General features: G+C 47.7%; 16 protein-coding genes. 9 read left to right on the plus strand and 7 right to left on the minus strand.

All coding sequences use genetic code 11. The features are described from left to right. Nucleotides 1–683 precede the first annotated feature (683 nt). On the plus strand, nucleotides 684–1,880 hold the full coding sequence (locus tag KT99_RS12735; protein WP_005500677.1) for a conjugal transfer protein TraF: 1,197 nt from the start codon (nucleotides 684–686) through the stop codon (nucleotides 1,878–1,880). Nucleotides 1,881–2,134: 254 nt separating this feature from the next. Here the strand turns inward: KT99_RS12735 and KT99_RS12740 are convergent, their stop codons facing one another. Continuing rightward, nucleotides 2,135–2,872 carry a sulfite exporter TauE/SafE family protein gene (locus KT99_RS12740; protein WP_040571957.1) on the minus strand — a complete coding sequence of 246 codons (738 nt, stop codon included), beginning with the start codon at nucleotides 2,870–2,872 and terminating at the stop codon, nucleotides 2,135–2,137. Between the two features lie 203 nt (nucleotides 2,873–3,075). Then, nucleotides 3,076–3,390, minus strand: a complete 315-nt coding sequence (gene metJ / locus KT99_RS12745) for a met regulon transcriptional regulator MetJ (protein ID WP_005500679.1) — start codon at nucleotides 3,388–3,390, stop codon at nucleotides 3,076–3,078. 225 nt (nucleotides 3,391–3,615) lie between these two features. On the opposite strand from metJ, the gene metB reads away from it, so the two are divergent. The 7 genes from metB to KT99_RS12770 all read left to right on the plus strand — a co-directional run bounded on the left by metB (nucleotide 3,616) and on the right by KT99_RS12770 (nucleotide 10,231). Next, complete coding sequence (gene metB, locus KT99_RS12750) at nucleotides 3,616–4,779, plus strand: cystathionine gamma-synthase (RefSeq protein ID WP_005500680.1); 1,164 nt, start codon at nucleotides 3,616–3,618, stop codon at nucleotides 4,777–4,779. 22 nt (nucleotides 4,780–4,801) lie between these two features. Then, nucleotides 4,802–7,189 carry a bifunctional aspartate kinase/homoserine dehydrogenase II gene (locus tag KT99_RS12755; RefSeq protein ID WP_005500681.1) on the plus strand — a complete coding sequence of 796 codons (2,388 nt, stop codon included), beginning with the start codon at nucleotides 4,802–4,804 and terminating at the stop codon, nucleotides 7,187–7,189. Nucleotides 7,190–7,582: 393 nt separating this feature from the next. Further along, nucleotides 7,583–8,473 carry a methylenetetrahydrofolate reductase gene (gene metF / locus KT99_RS12760; RefSeq protein ID WP_005500682.1) on the plus strand — a complete coding sequence of 297 codons (891 nt, stop codon included), beginning with the start codon at nucleotides 7,583–7,585 and terminating at the stop codon, nucleotides 8,471–8,473. 92 nt (nucleotides 8,474–8,565) lie between these two features. Further along, nucleotides 8,566–8,949: a hypothetical protein gene (locus KT99_RS12765; RefSeq protein WP_005500683.1), complete on the plus strand. Its 384-nt coding sequence runs from the start codon at nucleotides 8,566–8,568 to the stop codon at nucleotides 8,947–8,949. Nucleotides 8,950–9,138: 189 nt separating this feature from the next. Further along, nucleotides 9,139–9,285 (plus strand): hypothetical protein, encoded by a 147-nt coding sequence (locus KT99_RS22910; protein WP_172605725.1) that lies wholly within the window; start codon nucleotides 9,139–9,141, stop codon nucleotides 9,283–9,285. A gap of 118 nt (nucleotides 9,286–9,403) precedes the next feature. Then, a complete protein-coding gene (locus KT99_RS23595) occupies nucleotides 9,404–9,643 on the plus strand; it encodes a c-type cytochrome (RefSeq protein ID WP_269764049.1) in 240 nt (79 codons plus the stop codon). Between the two features lie 360 nt (nucleotides 9,644–10,003). After that, nucleotides 10,004–10,231, plus strand: a complete 228-nt coding sequence (locus KT99_RS12770; protein WP_005500686.1) for a cysteine-rich CWC family protein — start codon at nucleotides 10,004–10,006, stop codon at nucleotides 10,229–10,231. A gap of 84 nt (nucleotides 10,232–10,315) precedes the next feature. Here the strand turns inward: KT99_RS12770 and KT99_RS12775 are convergent, their stop codons facing one another. The 5 genes from KT99_RS12775 to uvrA all read right to left on the minus strand — a co-directional run bounded on the left by KT99_RS12775 (nucleotide 10,316) and on the right by uvrA (nucleotide 17,644). Then, nucleotides 10,316–10,723, minus strand: a complete 408-nt coding sequence (locus KT99_RS12775) for a hypothetical protein (RefSeq protein ID WP_005500688.1) — start codon at nucleotides 10,721–10,723, stop codon at nucleotides 10,316–10,318. A 781-nt stretch (nucleotides 10,724–11,504) separates the two neighbouring features. After that, nucleotides 11,505–11,978, minus strand: a complete 474-nt coding sequence (locus KT99_RS12780; protein ID WP_005500690.1) for a hypothetical protein — start codon at nucleotides 11,976–11,978, stop codon at nucleotides 11,505–11,507. 346 nt (nucleotides 11,979–12,324) lie between these two features. Further along, the gene (locus KT99_RS12785; protein WP_005500691.1) at nucleotides 12,325–14,160 is read right to left on the minus strand and encodes a DEAD/DEAH box helicase; all 1,836 of its coding nucleotides are present in this window, start codon (nucleotides 14,158–14,160) and stop codon (nucleotides 12,325–12,327) included. A gap of 274 nt (nucleotides 14,161–14,434) precedes the next feature. Next, nucleotides 14,435–14,599, minus strand: a complete 165-nt coding sequence (locus KT99_RS21705; RefSeq protein WP_005500693.1) for a hypothetical protein — start codon at nucleotides 14,597–14,599, stop codon at nucleotides 14,435–14,437. 210 nt (nucleotides 14,600–14,809) lie between these two features. Next, the gene (gene uvrA, locus KT99_RS12790) at nucleotides 14,810–17,644 is read right to left on the minus strand and encodes an excinuclease ABC subunit UvrA (protein ID WP_005500696.1); all 2,835 of its coding nucleotides are present in this window, start codon (nucleotides 17,642–17,644) and stop codon (nucleotides 14,810–14,812) included. 568 nt (nucleotides 17,645–18,212) lie between these two features. Between uvrA and KT99_RS12795 the strand changes: the two genes are divergently transcribed. Continuing rightward, nucleotides 18,213–19,580 carry an MFS transporter gene (locus KT99_RS12795; protein WP_005500697.1) on the plus strand — a complete coding sequence of 456 codons (1,368 nt, stop codon included), beginning with the start codon at nucleotides 18,213–18,215 and terminating at the stop codon, nucleotides 19,578–19,580. Nucleotides 19,581–19,598 lie beyond the last annotated feature (18 nt).

Below are 19,598 nucleotides of genomic sequence, written 5' to 3' on the forward strand. Positions count from 1 at the left end.
GTTCATACCAAAAATAAGCTTAACGCGTACGGGTATCAGGGATGATACCTGCGTCGGATCGGACTCTTTTTCACTACGGCTGCCTTGCTATGCTTGTTGACGAGTCGCTGATAATACGATTTCACGCACCCAGATGCTTTGAGGTTGCTCGTAAGCAAACAGGGCAGCATCAAGATCAACTGTGTGGGTGGCTTTCTCGGCGAGGATATAGTGGCGTCTGGTCAATGACTTTATTGCTCAGGGGTCTCAGTAGAGCGGTATGGTGCTGAAGAAACTAGTCGTGGCGAATTAGTCTCGGTGTTTGATGACCGGCGGGTCGCCGATACTCCCTTTTATCTCCTCTACCATAAAGACAGATGCCAGCCTGCGGTATTAAGAGAATTCGTCCGATTCGTTGGCAATAAAATGTGGTAAATATTCTTATTTATTACTTGGTTAGATTAGGTGGGTATTGGGGAGGAAGTTCTGTTAACAAAAAGATCAAAATAAATCAATAGCAGCGTTGGTTTTTTGAGCGTTTATCGTACGTAATCCTGAATGTTGGACTATCTTTAAATTTGACTGTTTCTATGTCTCTCCACTTATTTCCATGAGTATTATTCAGAGCGCTAAGCTGAACCTTACCTAGTAGGAAGAAACGTAACGAACATCAGAAAATAAAAATAAAGATAAGGGCTGAAAGGATGAAAATGCTCAAACTTGCACTTAGCTGTGCACTGATACTCTCCCCGTCGATGGTTATCGCAGGGCAGCAATACTACGAGGCTCGCAGCGATGCCATGGGCGGCGCTGGTGTGGCATCATCAAACCGTGAGGGGGCGGCCTTCATCAATCCCGCTTTATTGGCCCTGCATGCTCCTAAACACGATAATATTTCCATGTTGATACCTATGGTCGGTATCGAGGGTGCCGATAAGGATCAGATGCTGGATAAATTTGATGCCCTGCAAGACTCGTTCGACGCCTTAGGAGTGGCGGTACATACGGGTGACATCGCTGGAATGGTGCGCTATCGCGATGAACTGGTCATCGATCTCGAATCGCTGAAAGATACCGATGGCTACGTGAGCGTCGGCATAGGTTTTTCTGTGGTGTTACCGACCCAAAGAGTGCCGATGGCCTTCTTCTATAAGGGCTATATCGACGCCATCGGGCTGGCCGCAATAGAGCAGTCGGATATCGACACATTAAATAGCGCCGATTCCAGCAATCCCCCTATGATCACAGATCTTGATTCGCAGGGGGTGGTGATTGCCGGAGCCGTATCGGATTTAGGTGTGGCGTTAAGCTTGCCTCTGTCTATTGTCAACATGCCTATTACGGTCGGCATAACAGCTAAGGTGCAAAGAATCGATACCTATCACTATGTGGCCAGTGCTAATAATTTCGATGCCAGTGACTTCGATGACGACAGATATCAAACCGATGAAACGGCGTTTAATCTCGATGTCGGTGTCGCCATCATGCCCACAGAGGGGTTAATTTTCGGCGTCTCCGGCCGTAATCTGATTGCCAGAGAGCTGGAGACTATTCAAGCCAAAGGTCGGCAATTTACCTATCGGGTCGAGCCTCTTTATACGGCGGGGATCTCCTATGATTGGGGCGGGGTCATGCTCACTAGCGATATTGACCTCAATGCCCGCAAGCGTTTCGCGGAATTTGCAGAGACTCAATATTGGCGTGTCGGAGGCGAGTTGCTAGCGACAGATTGGCTGGCACTTAGGGTCGGCTATCGTCATGATCTGAAAGATAATACGGTCAATATTTATTCACTTGGTACCGGCTTTAGTCTTGGTCGTGTGTTCAACTTAGACCTCAGCGGCATGGTCGGCAGCGATGATGCCATCGGCGGTGTGCTACAGACTTCATATCATTTTTAAAAGCAGTTTCGAGTCCGCGACTGCGTTCGCAGGCTCACTTCGAGGACGCTGCGCTGTGAGTACGGGAACAAGTTCCCTACGAGACAAGAGCAAAAGACTTTTCTCGCAGCAGCTTTGCTGCGTTCCGTAGGGCGAAGCCCGTACTCTGAGGCGTTTTTCAGCCGTTCTGTAGGCCGCTTGGCTACGAGAGAAGATCAACAGCTTTTTCTCGCAGCAGCTTTGCCGCGTTCTCTGAGGCGCTTCTCAGCCGAAGCCTAGCCTAATTCCATTAACGACTTTACTGCCAATAAGCTTGCGCAGACTGAACATAAGATCAGTGTTGCCTTGCGAGTCTTATTTTTATCAATGTGTCCTACCAGTCTTCCCGCCACCCAATAACCTAAGATCACCGCAGGCAGCAGCAGCAACGACAGCCAGAAATGCTTGATGTTGAGTAAGCCTGTGATTGCAAAAATCACTAAGGCAATCATTGAGCTGAAGATGAAGAAAGCCGCTAGCGCCGCGCGAAACTGGCGAGCATCTTTTCCTGAAAGCAGAATGGCCAGTGGTGGCCCACCGATAGCAGCGATATTGCCAAATATGCCAGATATCACGCCTGCGCCAAATAGACTCTTGCGGTTAACGGCTATGTTGAACTTAAGTAAACTTAATATGACCGCCGCGGCAACGATGCCCGATATGGCCAGTCCAAGAATCGGTTGTGGTGCATATATCAATAGCCCCGCACCGATAAACCCTCCAGGTATTCGCCCCAGCAGCGCATATTGCAGTCCATTAAACTCAAGGGCACCTCGCTCTCTAAATAGGGTTAACAAGGAGATAGAGAAGCCCATGATGATAACCGGGACCGGTACAAGCTCAGGATCGACGATATACAGCAGGGGAGAGGCGACAATGGCTAAACCGAAACCGATAAGGCTCTGGGTCAAGGCACCACAGAAGATAATGAGTGAGGCAAGGGCGAGGGTCGTTGGATCTATCATTGAAAGCACGGCATTTTCTCTCAATTATTAATGTATTGTGGCTGGAGAAGGCGTTAGCGCTATTAATTTATAGCAATGGCCTCGAAATTAAGCTGTTAGTTGGTCTCGATTGTTTCTGCGGACTTATCTTCAGGGTCAATAGTCGTGTAGAAGCAAACAGGGATCGCTATGCGATCCCTGAAACTGACTGGTCAAACGTTAAGTGAGTCTGATTACTCCACATCTTCCCACTCAATACCCATCTGGTCCATCAAGCGCTTCACTTCGGCTGGGATGGTGTCAGGCTTATCTTTAGACAAGTCGTCGTCGTTAGGCAGAGGCTGACCCGTGTATGCATGCAAGAATGCCTCACAAAGCAATTCACTGTTGGTGGCATGACGCAGGTTATTCACTTGGCGGCGCGTGCGCTCATCGGTAAGAACCTTGAGTACCTTCAAGGGAATAGAAACAGTAATTTTCTTTACTTGTTCATTCTTCTTACCGTGTTCAGCATATGGGCTGATATAATCGCCATTCCACTCAGTCATTGACTCACCTGTATATTCAAATTTCGGGGCAGATTTTAACCCTTTAAATTGTACAGTCAAATTATTGCCTCTTATTTATGACAATTGCAAATAGATTTCCATAGGTATAGACGTCTATATCTGGTTGACGCTAGGCTTTCCCTTAGGTACATTTAGACGTCCAGACATCTCTTGTTTGATTTTTGTTGAGAACAAGGTGTTGAGTAAATAGTTTAGGAGTAGTAGATGACCGAACGTAAGTTAGCCACAATTGCAGTGCGTCAAGGGATTGAGTCCGATAGCCAATATGGTGCTGTGGTGCCCCCCATCTATTTGTCGACTAACTACTCCTTCGATGGGCATAAGAATCCCAGAGATTATGACTATAGTCGTTCGGGTAATCCGACTCGCTCTATTCTAGGTGATGCTATCGCCGCTCTGGAAAAAGGTGCCACTGGCGTGGTGACTTGTACCGGTATGGCGGCGATCACATTGGTGACTAGCCTGCTTGGCCCTGATGACCTGCTGGTCGTCCCCCATGACTGTTATGGCGGAAGTTATCGTCTGTTTACTCACTTAGCCAAGAAGGGAGCCTTTAAACTTGCTGTGGTCGATCAGACCGACGGTGCAGCACTCGAAGCCGCCATTGCCCGTAAGCCTAAAATGGTTTGGCTGGAAACACCATCAAATCCTCTATTGCGTGTCGTCGATATCGAAGCCATTTCCAAGGCGAGTAAGTTGGTCGATGCCTTAGTGGTGGTCGATAACACGTTCTTGTCGCCAATCTTGCAGCAACCACTGCTTCTCGGTGCCGATATCGTTATTCATTCGACCACTAAGTACATCAATGGCCATAGCGACGTAGTCGGTGGTGCCGTCGTCGCTAAAGATGCCGAGCTAGGTGAGTTATTACATTGGTGGTCTAATACCTTAGGTCTAACAGGATCAGCCTTCGATAGTTACTTGACCTTACGCGGCATTCGTACCTTAGCAGTACGCATGCGTGAACATCAGGCCAATGCCCAGCGGGTGTTAGCGGTATTAACTGCCAGCGAGGCGGTAGATAAGGTGTATTATCCGGGACTGAGTGATCACCCAGGGCATAAGATTGCGGCGAAGCAGCAGCAAGGCTTCGGTGCTATGCTCAGTTTCGAGCTTAAGGGTGGAGAAACTCAGCTGGTCGCTTTTCTGGACAAACTTTCGGTGTTTTCTCTTGCCGAAAGTTTAGGTGGGGTAGAGAGTTTAGTCGCAGTTCCTGCGACAATGACCCACAGAGCTATGGAGCCAGAGGCTCGAGCAGAAGCTGGGGTAAAAGAGACCCTAATCCGTCTTTCAGTGGGTATCGAAGATGCCGATGATTTAGTTGCCGATATTGAAGCTGGACTCGCAGCAGCTGCGGCGAGTTGTTAATCTCGGTAGATAGGAGTTAAAGATGGCGCGTTGTCATTTGCACAAATTTGGTGGTTCTAGCTTAGCGGATGCAGATTGCTACCGTCGTGTTGCTCATATCCTTCTCACTCACGGCAACAGCGACGATCTCGTCGTGGTATCGGCAGCAGGTAAGAGCACCAACTTTCTTTATAAACTACTGCAACTCAAAGACACGGGTCAGCTATGGCAGGAAGAACTGCAGGTGTTGATCGGCTTTCAACAGAATCTAATTGAGCAGCTGCTTTCTAACGAGCAGGCCAGAAGCCTGAGAGAACGCTTGTCTATCGACAAGTATCAACTCATCAGCCTGTTTTCTCTAGAGGCGTTAAACGAATATAAAAGAAACGAAGTGGTGAGTTTCGGTGAGCGTTGGTCCGCCCGTCTCTTAGCTGCTTTACTCAGAGAGTCCGGCGTGGCAGCATTGGATATCGATTCCAGAAGCTTGTTATTAGCCGATGAAGGGGCTGTGCCGCAGATCAGACTCGATGAGTCCCGCGCACGTGTTCAGCAAACCCTGGATGACCATGCCAACGAAAGATTAATTATTACTGGGTTTATCTGCGCCAACAGTCGTGGAGAAACCTTGTTACTCGGTCGTAACGGCTCAGATTATAGTGCGACCTTGATTGCCAGCTTAGCCGATATCGACCGCGTCACCATCTGGACCGATGTGGAAGGTGTATTCAACGCAGATCCCAATAAGATTAACGATGCCAAGCTACTCAAGAGTCTGTCGTTAGATGAAGCTAACCGTTTAGCGCATCTGGGTTCACCCGTGCTGCATAACCGTTCCCTGCAGCCCCTATTCGATACTCAAGTGAGCCTGGCTGTTCGTTCTAGCTATGCCTCTCATACCGATTTCACCTTGATTGCGCCAAAGAGCTCTCGAGCCAGTGCCCCTGTGGTGACGAATCTGTCCAGTGTTTCCCTGTTTAGCTTCAGGATAAGTACCGATGTCGCTCATTTGGCTGAGTTATTGGAAAGTGCTGGCTTGATGCCGTTAGCCCATTGGAAACTGGCTCATAATCGAGTCGAGCTCGCCTTTACTCACGAGAATCAGCAACAAGTTCAATCCATGCTGGAAACCGATGGGCTGGGTATTTCTGATTTAGATTTGCGAGAAGATCTGGGACTAGTCGCCTTGGTCAGCGCAGATGCTGACCTTTATCGCCGTGGCTTCGCTCGTCTGTTGAGCCGGGATGCAAGGCCACTGTTTAAAGATGGCTTGAGTCTGGTGACCTTAGTGCCTACATCACAAGTAAACCTGCTGACTCAAAAAGTTCATCGTCGCTGCGCAGGTCCGCGAAAGCGCATCGGTGTGCTGCTGCTTGGCGTGGGAAATATTGGTGAAGCTTGGGTGGATCTATTCAGTCGCACTCGAGTCGCACTCAATAAAGAGTTAGAAGCTAGCGTTGAGCTGGTGGGATTACTCAGTTCTAAGAAGGCCTTGTTAAAAGAGGAAGGGATAGATCTAGATTCCTGGAAGCAGGATTTTGAACAGCAAGCTACCCCTTGGCTCTATGACCATATGTTTGAGCAGCTGCAAGCGCTCGAATGTGACGAACTCATCGCCTTGGATATCAGCGCCAGCGCCGAGTTAACTCTGCAATACCCTGAGTTCTTCTCACGAGGTATTCATGTGGTTAGCGCTAACAAGCTGGCGGGTTCAGGCCCCTTGGCTTTCTATCGAGAGCTTAAGCTACAGCTGGGAAATCGCAGGCTGTTCTGGCGCTACAACGCCAGTTGTGGTGCGGGTTTACCCGTACAGCATGCATTGAACGATCTGCATAACAGCGGTGACAGTATCGAAGCTATTGGTGGCATATTCTCTGGCACCCTGTGTTGGTTATTTGAAAAATATGACGCTAAGAAGCCGTTTTCAGAGCTGGTGTTGGAGGCTAAAGGCTTAGGTATTACCGAGCCGGATCCCCGTGATGACCTGTCCGGTCGAGACATGCAGCGTAAATTATTGATCTTGGCCCGTGAGATTGGCCACGAGATTGAACTGGAAGATATTGAGCTCAACTCATTGGTACCAAAGGACTTAGCCGATATTCCATTGGATCAGTTTTTAGCGCGCATCGATGAGCTAGATAATGAGATGCTACAGCAGTTCCAGGCTGCGGCTGAGCAAAATAAGGTCTTGAGATATGTTGCCGGACTGGATGTTGTCGATGGCCAGCTTAAGGCCGCAGTTGGCATGGAGTGGGTCGACACTCAACATGCCTACGCTAACTTAACTCCTGGCGACAATGTTTTTGTTATACGCAGTGCCTTCTATCAAGACAACCCTTTGATCATCAGAGGGCCGGGTGCCGGCCGTGAGGTGACGGCTGCTGCGGTGCAGTCTGATCTGGCGCAGATCTGTCGGGACCTTGTGCAGGAATAGCAGCTGTAAAGAAGGGCGTTCGCAAGCTCACTGCGAGGCCGCTTCGCTGCGAGAACGTTCGCGGGCTCACTTCTAGGACGCCAACAAGTCGGCTGCGAGAGAAGATCAAAAGTTTTGTCTCGCAGCAGCTTTGCTGCGTTCTGTAGGGCGCAGCCCGTTCTAGCAGCGGCTGTGCCGCGCTCTCGCAGGCCGTAGGCCGTCCTCGCAGTGACGAAGTCACGCTCTAGCAGCAGCTTTGCAGCGCTCTCACAGGCGTTTTTCAGCCGTTCTGTATATTCTATCTATCATTTACTATTGACTTCAAACTCAGCTTCACTAATATGGATATCTAGACGTCCAAACGTCTAGACGGTTTTTATTTTGCAGTTAAGTAGAGCAGTAGAGGGGATAGGAATGGGTTTTCATCACGCACAACATTCAACATCACTAAATCAGAGCTTGGCTGAGCTTAACGGTGATATTAACGTTTCTTTCGAATTTTTCCCTCCTGCATCACCAGAGATGGAAAAAATCCTCTGGAATTCTATTCGTCGTCTCGAGCCGTTAAAACCTAAGTTTGTATCTGTGACCTACGGTGCGAACTCAGGTGTTCGTGACCGCACACATGGTGTTATTGAGCGTATTCAGAGAGAGACGGATCTGCTTGCCGCGCCTCATTTGACCTTAGTCGATGCCAGCGATGAGGAACTCGTAGAGCTTGCTAAGCATTACTGGAACTCAGGTATCAGAGATATAGTGGCATTACGTGGCGATCTCCCCGATGGCAGTCCAAAGCCGACCCGTTTTGCCAATGACTTAGTGCGTCTATTGCGCTCTGTTGCCGATTTCGATATCTCGGTAGCGGCTTATCCTGAAGTTCACCCGGATGCAAGGAATGCTCAGGCCGATTTGATCAATCTTAAGAAGAAGATAGATGCCGGGGCAAACCGCGCCATCACTCAGTTCTTCTTCGATGTCGAGTCCTACCTCAGATTCCGTGATCGTTGTGTCGCCGCCGGTATCGATGCTGAAATCATTCCTGGCATACTGCCTGTGACTAACTTTAAACAGCTTAAGCGTTTCGCCGGTATGACTAACGTCTCTATTCCCGGTTGGCTACATAAGCAGTTTGAAGGCTTAGATGACGATCCCGCGACCCGTCAGATGGTAGGTGCTAACGTGGCCATCGATATGGTTAAGGTCCTGTCTCGAGAAGGGGTTAAAGACTTCCATTTCTATACCCTTAATCGTGCCGAACTGACCTATGCCATCTGCCATACCTTAGGTGTGCGCCCTGGGACTTGAATTTGTTTTAGTCATTAAGTTTATTAGCTTTTCTTTAAAAAATTGTGTTAGTTTCAGTAGAATACACATTTAGATATTTAGGGAAGAATGTCATGAAAATTTTGCTTGTATTGCTCTTGCCTGTATTGCTCTCGGCTTGTAGTGGAATCAAATTCAAATCGAATATCAGTCCCGTTCTGGCTGAGCATGTTCAAGACTCGGTTGATGCCGACAAGGTTATAGAATATAGCGCGGAGGAGATTCAGCGCTATCAATCAAGCGGTCTAGGGTCATTGATTGCTTCTTCATGTCAGCAAGGGGTGAACTCTCTTAAACCTTCCAGGTACTCTATCAAGCGCGATCTTAAATATCAGACTCAGGGAGTCGGTGGCAATGGTTACGTTATTATGGAATGCAGTAACGATTTTTATCCCGGTTGTTATGCTTATCTGGAGTGCCGGGCCTTGGCATACGATATCGATTTCGGTAATAGTTAATTAGATTCACATCTTAATCGGGGGATTAACATGAAATATCTTTTTACCTTAACCATTTCGTTATTGCTAAGTGGACAAGTGCTCGCAGGTGCTATGACGGAGTTATGGGTAATATAGCGGCCAAGATTACTGCAAGTGAAATCGATGCCTTATCGCAATACTTCGCCACACTCAAATAGGGAGTCACTCATGATTTTTTTGAAAAAAGCTTTAGTGGCTTCAGCCTGGCTAACTTTCGTATTCGCTGCCTTATTCTCCTATGTTACCCTTGCTCAGGCTACAGAGTTGCAAGATAAACAAGCAGAGCTGGTTAGGCATGAGTGGCATGATGGATAAATATCAAGTTGCGGGAGCGGTCCCTGAGTTGAGTGATGAGGCGGTAAGCGAGCTGATTTTTCTGTTCCAGAGGCCATTCAGAAAGCGCTAACGGTCGATCAAAGAGGGCTTCCCTGCTATCGATAAGCCTAAGCTAGCTTACTCACCAGAGAGAGGTAAAACTGTGTATGGGGCTCATTGCCAGTCGTGTCACTGTGATAATGGCCAAGGGTTGGAAATAGCAGGTGTCTATTCCCTGCCGCCGTTATGGGGTGAGAAATTATGCGTTCAATCTTTAGCGGGGATAACCCTTGCCAACTTCATCGGCTATTGCAAGAAGGCGTGGCACTATATGATGGCGTTACCATATTATGGATAAGATTTATAATACCATTCCGAGTAAGTATCTGAACATTCAGCGGGAGTTCAAAGCACTGTAGGCAAGGCGAATGTTTGAAGCTAATAGTTATTCTCGGCAACAAGCTCCTGCGTTGCTCTACCTCCTGCATCCATGCAGTCGTATATCGAGAACATTCAACCTAGCATAAAGGGCTTTGCCCTTTGCTTTAAACATCAGCCGCACTGCGTGAGGCTCTCAGTGTTTCCACTTCGGTGTTGCATTGACTTAAAAGGGAATAACCATTTCCTCATCAATGCGCCTTGAATTGAAAAAACTGAGAGTCTCTGAACTGACCAGGTACTTATATGGAATGGTATAATACAATGAAAGTAGATTTAGATGCATAAGCCTGTCATTGAACAGGGCCTTTGCCCTCTCTGTCAACAAAGCAACTCATGTGCTGTGGAGTCTGGTTGGGCGATAGCAGATTGCTGGTGCAATGGCGTCGGTTTTCCGCCAAAAGAGGTATTGCAAGGTGCAATGCCATCCTCTAACTCCTGTATCTGTGAATCCTGCATAGACAAATTAAATCAAGAAGTCACCTTAGGCATCAAACGCTTAGATTAGTGTACGCAATTTATGGTGCTGCAGATATTCCCCCATCTTATCAAACAGCTGAATCTCCATAACCGTTAAAAATGACAAGTAAAATCATGAAGACAACTCGAGCTGTTTCTCTGTCGATAACTGTTCTTTTAACCAGTTGACGGCGGTCTTATTACCGTCGTTGATGCCTGAGAAGAGGCGTATATTCAATTCGTCCATCTGACGTCTCTGACTGAATTCTGGCGGGAGTTTTTCCTCATTTTCATCGTAGAAAACTACGGCAGTTGCCTTTAAATTTTCTTGTGATGCCATGCAAAGTTGAGCTTCGAATGAATAGCTGTATCTGTGTTGCTTATTGACCAGTAAGGCATAGTCATGATTAAAAATTTGACTCATGTATTCATCAAACTCCCCTAACATCTCCAGAGTGATCTCTACACCTGGCTCAATAGTCACTTGAGCAATATTGTTAGTTAACAGTTCGACCGAACAACCAAAATTAAATTTATGCATGCTTTTCTTCCTTGTATTATTACTTTTTTAGCGCCATAGAAGCTTAGTATAAAATAGCTACGTCTGTAAAATGTGAGCGGTTACATTTACATTAGGCAAGCACCCTAGTCCTTGATGTATCGCTAAAGAAAATTTAGGGGCTTGAGTGTTTATCGATAATTCAGTGTATTAGAGCCGTCAGAGAGAGAATAAGTTCGTAGGTAAATGATAATTAATCTAATATATATTCGAGATCAATCAGAAAGAGCCTAAATTAAGCTTGATGTCAGCCAGTCTAATGCTTTCTTCGTGCCCAGTTGTGTGGCTGTAAAGCACATGGCATACAGGGCTTAATTAACCTGTTTGGCATCGAGTCTCCAGGACTCACCGCCAGCTTGGCGATAGCAAAATATGTAGAAGCATTACTTGCAGAGGAAACATAAACAACGTAGGTGGGACTCTAACTAGGTAAAAGTGAACGCACTTTTTTAAAAGTGTCTGCGGCAATGCTGGATTGGCGAAAATTGTACTAGATTTATAACTAGTGTAGTGCAGTATCTCTCTTATGGGCAAGGTTATTGCTAGCTTTGAGGTGTTCATATGCGAAACGTCAGAATCGATTGGTATCGGTTACTTGGTTATAGCTTACTTTTTTTCTTTTCCCCAGTTTGCTCAACTCAGATGGTTTAGAGTCGCGAAGGCGTTGCATCGTCAGCGTTTTACTATTACTCATACTCTATGTTGTCGTCTTCTTCGATAGCGTTATCAAGCCTATGTTTTTAGGGAGACTCACTTGGTAGCTTCAAATTTTGCTAGCAGAAAAGAACCAAATTGCCATCTTTATAACTTTAGGCTCCCAAGGAGCGAGTTCAGACGAATAAGTGCTAAGGGGCATCAATAGTAAGGCTCTATCTAATCCTAGTGCATTGGCGTGTAGTGATACTGCAAAACCACCTCTACTGCTTCCATAACCTATTTTGTCAGGAAACATGGCAATGAACTTTCCAAGCTGTTCAATAAAGTTTTGCAACTCTATTGAACAGCTTGGAAAGTAATCATCTTGCTCAATATGGATAAATGAGATGACGTTTATCTGCTGTTTTTTGAAAAAATCAAATCCCCACAGCTTCACTTGTTCATTTGTCTCTTGTTCGGTTATCCATTCAGATCCGGGAGGGAAGGTAATCACTATGGGAGCATCTTTGTTTATGAGTCGGTATTGCACAATGACATCTCCAACGCGCAGGCGAACATCTTGATGAAATTTTAACAGCATATGGCTACCTGTGATGATTAAGCCAAGGGGACAAACCTGAGCCTAAAATGTTCGTTGGTGTATCTTTGGTGAGTATTATATTTTTAATTTCTGCTTAAAATCACGTGAAAATTCAGGATGTTAGATCCGTATCTCGATTTTAATCTTACTTGTTGGGTTCTTGTGTTTTATTTGTTTGACTGGTGCTTTCTGCGGGTAGGGAAGATGTGGTATTGGTGTGGCTATCTGGCTTGGTTTTTGGCGTTTTAGCGTTATCTAGTTTTTAAGGCATAAAAAAAGGAGCCATAGGCTCCTTTTCATTGATATATTCACTTAGCATTTATGAGCTAGAGAGCTAAATCTTAAATTAGCTCTCTTTAGGAGCGCCACCTTTACGATGTGGCTTTCTGTCACCGGATGATGGGCGACGATCGCTAGAAGATCTACGTGGGCGACGTGGTGGACGGCTATCTCCGCCTGAAGGAAGTTCAGCACCTTCAGCTTCACGGATGTTCAGAGGTCTACCACAAACACGCACTTTCGTAAGGTGTTGTAGTACATCTGCTGGCATTCCGGCAGGAAGGTCGATAGATGTTATTTGATCGAATAACTGAATTTGACCTATGTAACGGCTGTCGATGTTAGCTTCATTAGCTATTGCACCTACAATGTTACCGACACCAACGCCATTGTCACGGCCAACGTCTATGATGTAACGACACATCTTAACGTCTGGATTGTCTTTAAGCGAGTCTGCTGTACCTAAGTTGCTAGGAGTTGGGCGTGAATCACGACGCGGACGCTCACTGCGCTCTCCACGAGAACCGCGATCATTACGGTCACGAGAGTTACGATCATCACGGCTATCACGTTGACGTTCGTTCATTGCGGGTAGCTGCAGAGGACGGTCTTTCTGTACTTGCTGAAGCAGAGCGGCGGCAAGTACATCTGTGTCGACTTCAAGCTGCTGACATAGCTGAGCTACCGCACCCTTCATGAAGTCTAGTGAATCTTTGTTGATAATCTCGGCAACTTGCTCACCTAAGCGAGAAAGACGACGTTCGGTCACAGATTCAGGGCTAGGTACGTCCATCGGAGAGATACGGCTCTTAGTCGCACGTTCGATAGTGCGTAGCATACGCATTTCTCTGTGTGTAACGAAAAGAATTGCCATACCCGTACGGCCTGCACGACCTGTACGACCAATACGGTGAATGTAAGCTTCAGTATCATAAGGGATATCGTAGTTGATTACGTGTCTGATACGTTCAACATCCAGGCCTCGTGCAGCAACATCTGTTGCAATAAGGATGTCTAAGCTGCCACGTTTAAGCTGCTCGACTGCACGCTCACGTGCTTGTTGATTCATATCACCATGTAGAGGTGATGATGCGTAACCACGGGCTTCTAATTTTTCAGCCAGTTCAACACAACTGTTACGAGTACGAACGAAGATGATAATACCTTCGGTCTTCTCAACTTCTAAAACACGTACCAGAGCTTCAAGTTTGTTGTGTTGTGAAACTTGAACGAAGCGCTGCTCAGTAGTTTCAACTGTAGCTGTGGTAGCTGCAATCTTAACGTGAATTGGGTCAGTCAAATATTTATTAGCGACACGCTTAATTTGCTCTGGCATAGTGGCAGAGAAAAGAGCGAGTTGACGTTGCTTAGGTGTATGCTCAAGGATCCATTCGATATCGTCGATGAAGCCCATTTTTAGCATTTCATCGGCTTCGTCGAGCACCATAGCTTTTAGTGAATCTAGCTTTAGTGTACCGCGACGCATATGGTCCATTACACGACCAGGCGTACCCACGATGACCTGAGGGCCACGTCTTAGGGCGTTTAGCTGCTGGTGCATGCTCTGACCACCATAAATCGGCAGTACATGTAAGCCTTTAACAAATTTAGCGTAGGTAGCGAACGCTTCGGCAACTTGCACTGCAAGTTCACGAGTCGGAGCCAAGACTAAAATCTGCGGGGCATTAATCGCGGGATCTATGTTGCTAAGTAGTGGCAGTGCGAAAGCACCAGTTTTACCTGTACCAGTCTGCGCCTGACCTAGTATGTCTTTACCTGCCATAAGAGGGATGATACTTGCGGCTTGAATCGGGGTTGGCTTCTCATAGCCAAGCTCGTCAAGAGAACGCAAAAGAGGCTCGGAAAGACCGAGTTCGCGGAAAGTTAGTTCATTGGATGACATGGGTTGTAACCTTGTGGAATAGCAGAGTGCTCGTAAAACACTTAGGTTTATAGACAGAAAATCAACCCCGTGTCGACTTCCCGCACCGAATAACGTATCAGTAAGCCGAACATTATAGCAGGGTGCAATTGGTATTACCAATTAAAGATGGGGTTGTAGCCCGTATATTCAATAGTTCCCTAGCAAATATTAAGCCAATTAATGAGTTAGTCGGTGGGGGGGGTAATTTCTATTAGTGATTTTCATGTTTATTTTAAGGTTAAACTGTCGATAATCATTGTGAGGCGGGATTACAAAGTAGGGGCAGGGTGTGTTTGGCTTTGATACACAGGCCTGTGGTGCAGATTAATGTCTGCTTTATCTCATCAAAATGGCTAAAACCCCGCAGGCCTTCGAGATAGATAACATAGGGCCGACTGGGGCGGCCAACCATATCCATCCCGTTCCTTGTTAAGGCTGCCAGTTGTTTTATCTAACTTAACCCTATTTAAGCAGAGATACACTAGGTTTATCTTGGTAATTGGATAATGCCGTTCTGCTCTCCTTGCTTATTAATTGAGTTTAACTAAGTGTAGGCCCAAGCCATATCGACTCGGGCCTACACTGATTTCAATTGTTATTATTCACCCTTGTGTTACTTCAGACTGCATCATTGCAGTAGAGGTTTAAGAAAACGTGCCGTATGGGACTCTGGATGTTGAGCGACCTCTTCCGGGGTGCCGCTGACCAGGATGGTTCCCCCTCCGGCGCCGCCTTCGGGTCCTAAGTCGATGACCCAGTCGGCAGTCTTGATGACGTCTAAGTTGTGTTCGATCACTACTATGGTATTGCCATGGGATTTTAGTCTATGCAAGACGTCCAAGAGTAACTGGATATCGGCGAAGTGCAGTCCGGTTGTCGGCTCATCGAGAATATACAGAGTCTTACCTGTGTCTCTTTTCGATAGCTCCTTGGCAAGCTTGACGCGCTGGGCTTCACCGCCTGATAACGTCGTCGCACTCTGACCTAAGCCTATGTAAGAGAGGCCGACTTCCATCAACATCTGCAGTTTTCGGGAGATGGCTGGCACGGCATCGAAGAAACCTCGTGCCTCCTCGACAGTCATAGACAACACCTCGTGAATGTTTTTACCCTTGTATTTCACCTCTAAGGTTTCACGGTTATAGCGCTGGCTCTTACAGTTGTCACATGGGACATAAACATCCGGTAGGAAATGCATCTCAACTTTAATCAGACCATCGCCCTGACAGGCTTCACAGCGGCCGCCCTTGACGTTGAAAGAGAAACGTCCCGGCTTATAGCCCCGTGTGCGTGACTCTTGAGTCGCGGCAAACAGCTCACGTATCGGGGTGAAAATGCCAGTATAGGTGGCCGGATTCGATCTGGGCGTGCGACCGATGGGACTCTGATCGATATCTACCACCTTATCGCAGTGATCCATGCCCTTGATACTCTTATAAGGGGAGGGCTCATCGACGGTAGCACCATTGAGTTGTCTGTGGGCTATCTTGTAGAAGGTGTCGTTTATCAGTGTCGACTTGCCGGAACCTGATACACCGGTGACACAGGTGAACAGGCCGACCGGAATGGTTAAATCCACATCTTGAAGGTTGTTGCCGCTGGCCCCGAATAGCTCAATGACCTTGTCGCCGTCGTAAGCAACGCGTTCTTCACTGATATGGATCTTCTTAGCGCCAGACAGATATTGGCCGGTGATCGAAGCCTCACAGTCGAGAATATCTTGCAGGGTGCCATCACAGATCACCTCGCCGCCATGGATTCCGGCTCCGGGGCCGATATCGATAATGTGATCGGCCATCTTGATCGCATCTTCGTCGTGCTCGACGACGATCACCGTGTTACCTATGTCTCTTAGATGAACCAAGGTTTCCAGTAAGCGCTCATTATCTCTCTGGTGTAGGCCAATAGAGGGTTCGTCGAGTACATACATGACGCCCACTAGCCCGGCGCCAATCTGGCTGGCGAGTCTGATCCTCTGGGCCTCTCCGCCGGATAATGTCTCCGCCGAACGGGATAGACTCAGATAATTGAGTCCCACATTGACCAGAAATCCGAGCCGGTTGCGCACTTCCTTGAGGATCTTCTCTGCTATCTGACCCTTCTGACCTGGGAGTTCTAGATTGCTGAAGTAGTCCATCGCCTCGCCGATAGACCATTCGGTCAGTATCGGCAGGTTAAGATCTTTGATAAATACGTTTCTCGCCTCTTCCCGCAGACGAGAGCCACCACAGCTTTGACAGGGCTGAGTATTGATGAACTTAGCTAACTCTTCACGGACGGAATTTGACTCGGTTTCACGGTAACGACGATCCATGTTGTTGATAATGCCTTCGAAAGGGTGGTTACGTACCACTACATCCCCTCGGTCATTGATGTACTTGAAGGAAATGCTTTCCTTTCCGGATCCGTATAACACCAGCTGGCGTACGTCATCGGTCAGTTGCTGGTAGGGTGTTTCAATATCAAATTTATAGTGTTCGGCCAATGAACTGAGCATTTGAAAATAATAGAAGTTGCGTCTATCCCAGCCACGAATAGCGCCGCCAGCCAGGGACATTTCAGAATTCAATATCACGCGGTCGGCATCGAAATACTGCTGTACACCTAAGCCATCACAGGTGCCACAGGCGCCAGCCGGATTATTAAAGGAGAATATTCTCGGCTCCAATTCGGCCATGGAATAACCACATTGTGGGCAGGCAAAGTTCGCAGAAAACAATAGATCTTCTGTTTGGTCTTGTTTGTCATTGTCCATAGAAGCGATAGTCGCAATACCACCGGATAGCTCGAGTGTGGTTTCGAATGACTCTGCCAGTCGCTGTTTAATATCACCGCGTACCTTGAAGCGGTCGACGACGACTTCGATGGTGTGTTTCACATGTAACTCTAAATCTGGTGGATCGGTCAGATCGCAGACCTCTCCGTCGATACGGGCACGAATAAACCCTTGAGCAGACAGGCTCTCGAGGAGTTTGACATGCTCGCCCTTGCGATTGTTGACCACAGGGGCCAGGAGCATCTGGCGGCTGCCTTCGGGAAGCTCTATGACCTTATCGACCATCTGGCTGACCGTCTGTGCGGCGAGTGGTTGGCCATGGGTTGGACAACGGGGCTCACCGACACGGGCAAAAAGCAAGCGCAGATAGTCGTAGATCTCCGTGATAGTCCCTACGGTGGATCTGGGGTTGTGGGATGTTGATTTTTGCTCGATGGAGATGGCAGGGCTGAGACCTTCAATCAGATCGACATCAGGCTTTTCCATCAGGCTTAAAAATTGGCGCGCATAGGCGGAGAGAGATTCGACATAGCGTCTCTGGCCTTCGGCATACAAGGTGTCGAAGGCTAGGGATGATTTTCCTGAGCCTGAAAGGCCGGTGATCACAATTAACTTGTTTCTGGGAATTGTTAAGTCGATGTTTTTTAGATTATGGGTGCGGGCGCCACGTACTTCAATCTTATCCATCTGTCTCTCTATGCCGAATAAAAAAGAGAACGATTATCGCATAAAAAATGATAAAAGCGGAGCTGCTTTAACTCGAGTTACGAGAGCGCTTCGCTTCGGGTACGTTCGCAAGCTCACTTCGAGGACGCTTCGCTGCGAGAGCGTTCGCAGGCTCACTTCGAGGCCGCTGCGCTTCGAGTGCGTTCGTAAACTCACTCCGAGAACGGGAATAAGTTCCCTACGAGATAAGAGCAAAAGATTTTTCTCGCAGCGGCTGTGCCGCGTTCTCGCAGGCCGTAGGCCATCCTCGCAGTGACGAAGTCACGTCCTAGCAGCAGCTTTGCTGCGTTCCGTAGGGCGAAGCCCGTCACTAGCAGCGGCTTTGCCGCGTCCTCGCAGGCCGCAGGCCGTCCTCGAAGTGACGAAGTCACGTTCTCACAGCAGCTTCGCTGCGTCCTCGTAGCCGCTTTTTTGTGGCTAAGTCACACTTTCGTCATTTCGAAGCGGCATTCGGTTCGCTGCTTTGCGCTTATAAACAGCTTCGTGATAACATGCGCGACTTATTTATGATTTCAGATCAGGGCGGAATATGGCCAATAACGGACTCTCAAAGACTGAGAAAAAAGTCGCGTTTTCATTAGCTGGTGTATTTGGTTTGCGAATGATGGGCTTATTTATGATCATGCCTGTCTTTGCATTATACGGGCAACATCTCGAAGGTTTTTCACCGCTTTGGGTAGGCATAGCCATAGGTGCATATGGTCTGACGCAAGCCGCTCTACAGATCCCCATGGGGATCCTATCGGATAAGTTTGGCCGCAAACCTATCATCCTCATCGGTCTGGTTGTGTTCGCTATCGGTAGCTTGGTTGCCGCCAATGCCGAGACGATTTATGGTGTCGTCGCCGGCCGAGCAATACAGGGAATGGGGGCGATTGCTTCAGCGGTGCTAGCCTTGGCCGCCGATTTAACCCGCGACGAGCAGCGTACTAAGGTGATGGCGATTATCGGCATGTGCATAGGTTTTTCCTTCGCGCTGTCGTTATTGGTTGGGCCTATTGCCGCTCAGTATATTGGTTTATCGGGCCTGTTCGCCTTGACGGCATGTCTGGCGGTACTCGGCATGTTGATCGTTCAGTTTCTGGTGCCTACTCCCATCACGCACGCGCCGAAAGGTGACACTGTGGCGACGCCTACCAAGTTAAAGGCGATGATCACCGATCCACAACTCTTCAGACTCGATGCAGGAATATTTATTCTACACCTGGTGCTGACGGCAGTATTTGTGGCCTTGCCACTGGACCTGGTGGATGCAGGCTTAGTGAAAGAGAAGCACTGGATGCTCTATTTTCCGGCATTTATCGCTGCCTTCTTCCTGATGGTGCCGTTGATCATCATAGGGGTGAAGAAGAAGAATACTAAGGCCACTTTTCAGGTATCTCTGTTGGTCATGATGTTGGCCTTAGCTTTGATGGCGCTGTTTAGCCACAATCTAATGATATTGAGTATTGCCGTGGTACTGTTTTTTACCGGTTTTAACTATTTGGAAGCCTCACTGCCAAGTTTGATCGCCAAGTTTTGTCCGGTGGGTGATAAGGGCTCTGCCATGGGAGTTTACTCTACCAGTCAATTTCTTGGTGCCTTCTGTGGTGGCTTACTCGGTGGCGGTGCATATCAATTATTGGGTGCCGTCGGGGTATTTACGGTCGCTCTGTGCTTGATGACTGTCTGGCTGTTGTTGACCTTAGGCATGGAGAATCCTGTGTTGCTTAAGAGCTATACCCTTGAAGCAACAGTAGAAGGTAAAGAACAGGCCAAGGCGATGGCAAGCGAGTTGTCACAATTAACCGGAGTGGCCGAGGTGATAGTTGTCTTAGAAGAGGGCGTCGCATATTTAAAAGTTGATGAGCATTTCGATTTAAGAGAAGCGCGAGCTGTGTTAGGCTCTGTCAGCTAACTTGCCTGTTCGGATATA

This window comes from Shewanella benthica KT99 (genome assembly GCF_000172075.1).
GTDB classification, from domain to species: domain Bacteria; phylum Pseudomonadota; class Gammaproteobacteria; order Enterobacterales; family Shewanellaceae; genus Shewanella; species Shewanella benthica_A.

What these genes read in the sequence shown, in the direction of transcription:
- KT99_RS12755 (WP_005500681.1), top strand. Translation starts at nt 4,802, where the DNA reads ATGGCGCGTTGTCATTTGCACAAATTTGGTGGTTCTAGCTTAGCGGAT.
- metF (WP_005500682.1), top strand. Translation starts at nt 7,583, where the DNA reads ATGGGTTTTCATCACGCACAACATTCAACATCACTAAATCAGAGCTTG.
- KT99_RS12795 (WP_005500697.1), top strand. Translation starts at nt 18,213, where the DNA reads ATGGCCAATAACGGACTCTCAAAGACTGAGAAAAAAGTCGCGTTTTCA.
- metJ (WP_005500679.1), bottom strand. Translation starts at nt 3,390, where the DNA reads ATGACTGAGTGGAATGGCGATTATATCAGCCCATATGCTGAACACGGT.
- uvrA (WP_005500696.1), bottom strand. Translation starts at nt 17,644, where the DNA reads ATGGATAAGATTGAAGTACGTGGCGCCCGCACCCATAATCTAAAAAAC.
- KT99_RS12765 (WP_005500683.1), top strand. Translation starts at nt 8,566, where the DNA reads ATGAAAATTTTGCTTGTATTGCTCTTGCCTGTATTGCTCTCGGCTTGT.
- KT99_RS22910 (WP_172605725.1), top strand. Translation starts at nt 9,139, where the DNA reads ATGATTTTTTTGAAAAAAGCTTTAGTGGCTTCAGCCTGGCTAACTTTC.
- KT99_RS12770 (WP_005500686.1), top strand. Translation starts at nt 10,004, where the DNA reads ATGCATAAGCCTGTCATTGAACAGGGCCTTTGCCCTCTCTGTCAACAA.
- KT99_RS12785 (WP_005500691.1), bottom strand. Translation starts at nt 14,160, where the DNA reads ATGTCATCCAATGAACTAACTTTCCGCGAACTCGGTCTTTCCGAGCCT.
- KT99_RS21705 (WP_005500693.1), bottom strand. Translation starts at nt 14,599, where the DNA reads ATGGATATGGTTGGCCGCCCCAGTCGGCCCTATGTTATCTATCTCGAA.
- KT99_RS12780 (WP_005500690.1), bottom strand. Translation starts at nt 11,978, where the DNA reads ATGCTGTTAAAATTTCATCAAGATGTTCGCCTGCGCGTTGGAGATGTC.
- KT99_RS12775 (WP_005500688.1), bottom strand. Translation starts at nt 10,723, where the DNA reads ATGCATAAATTTAATTTTGGTTGTTCGGTCGAACTGTTAACTAACAAT.
- metB (WP_005500680.1), top strand. Translation starts at nt 3,616, where the DNA reads ATGACCGAACGTAAGTTAGCCACAATTGCAGTGCGTCAAGGGATTGAG.
- KT99_RS12735 (WP_005500677.1), top strand. Translation starts at nt 684, where the DNA reads ATGAAAATGCTCAAACTTGCACTTAGCTGTGCACTGATACTCTCCCCG.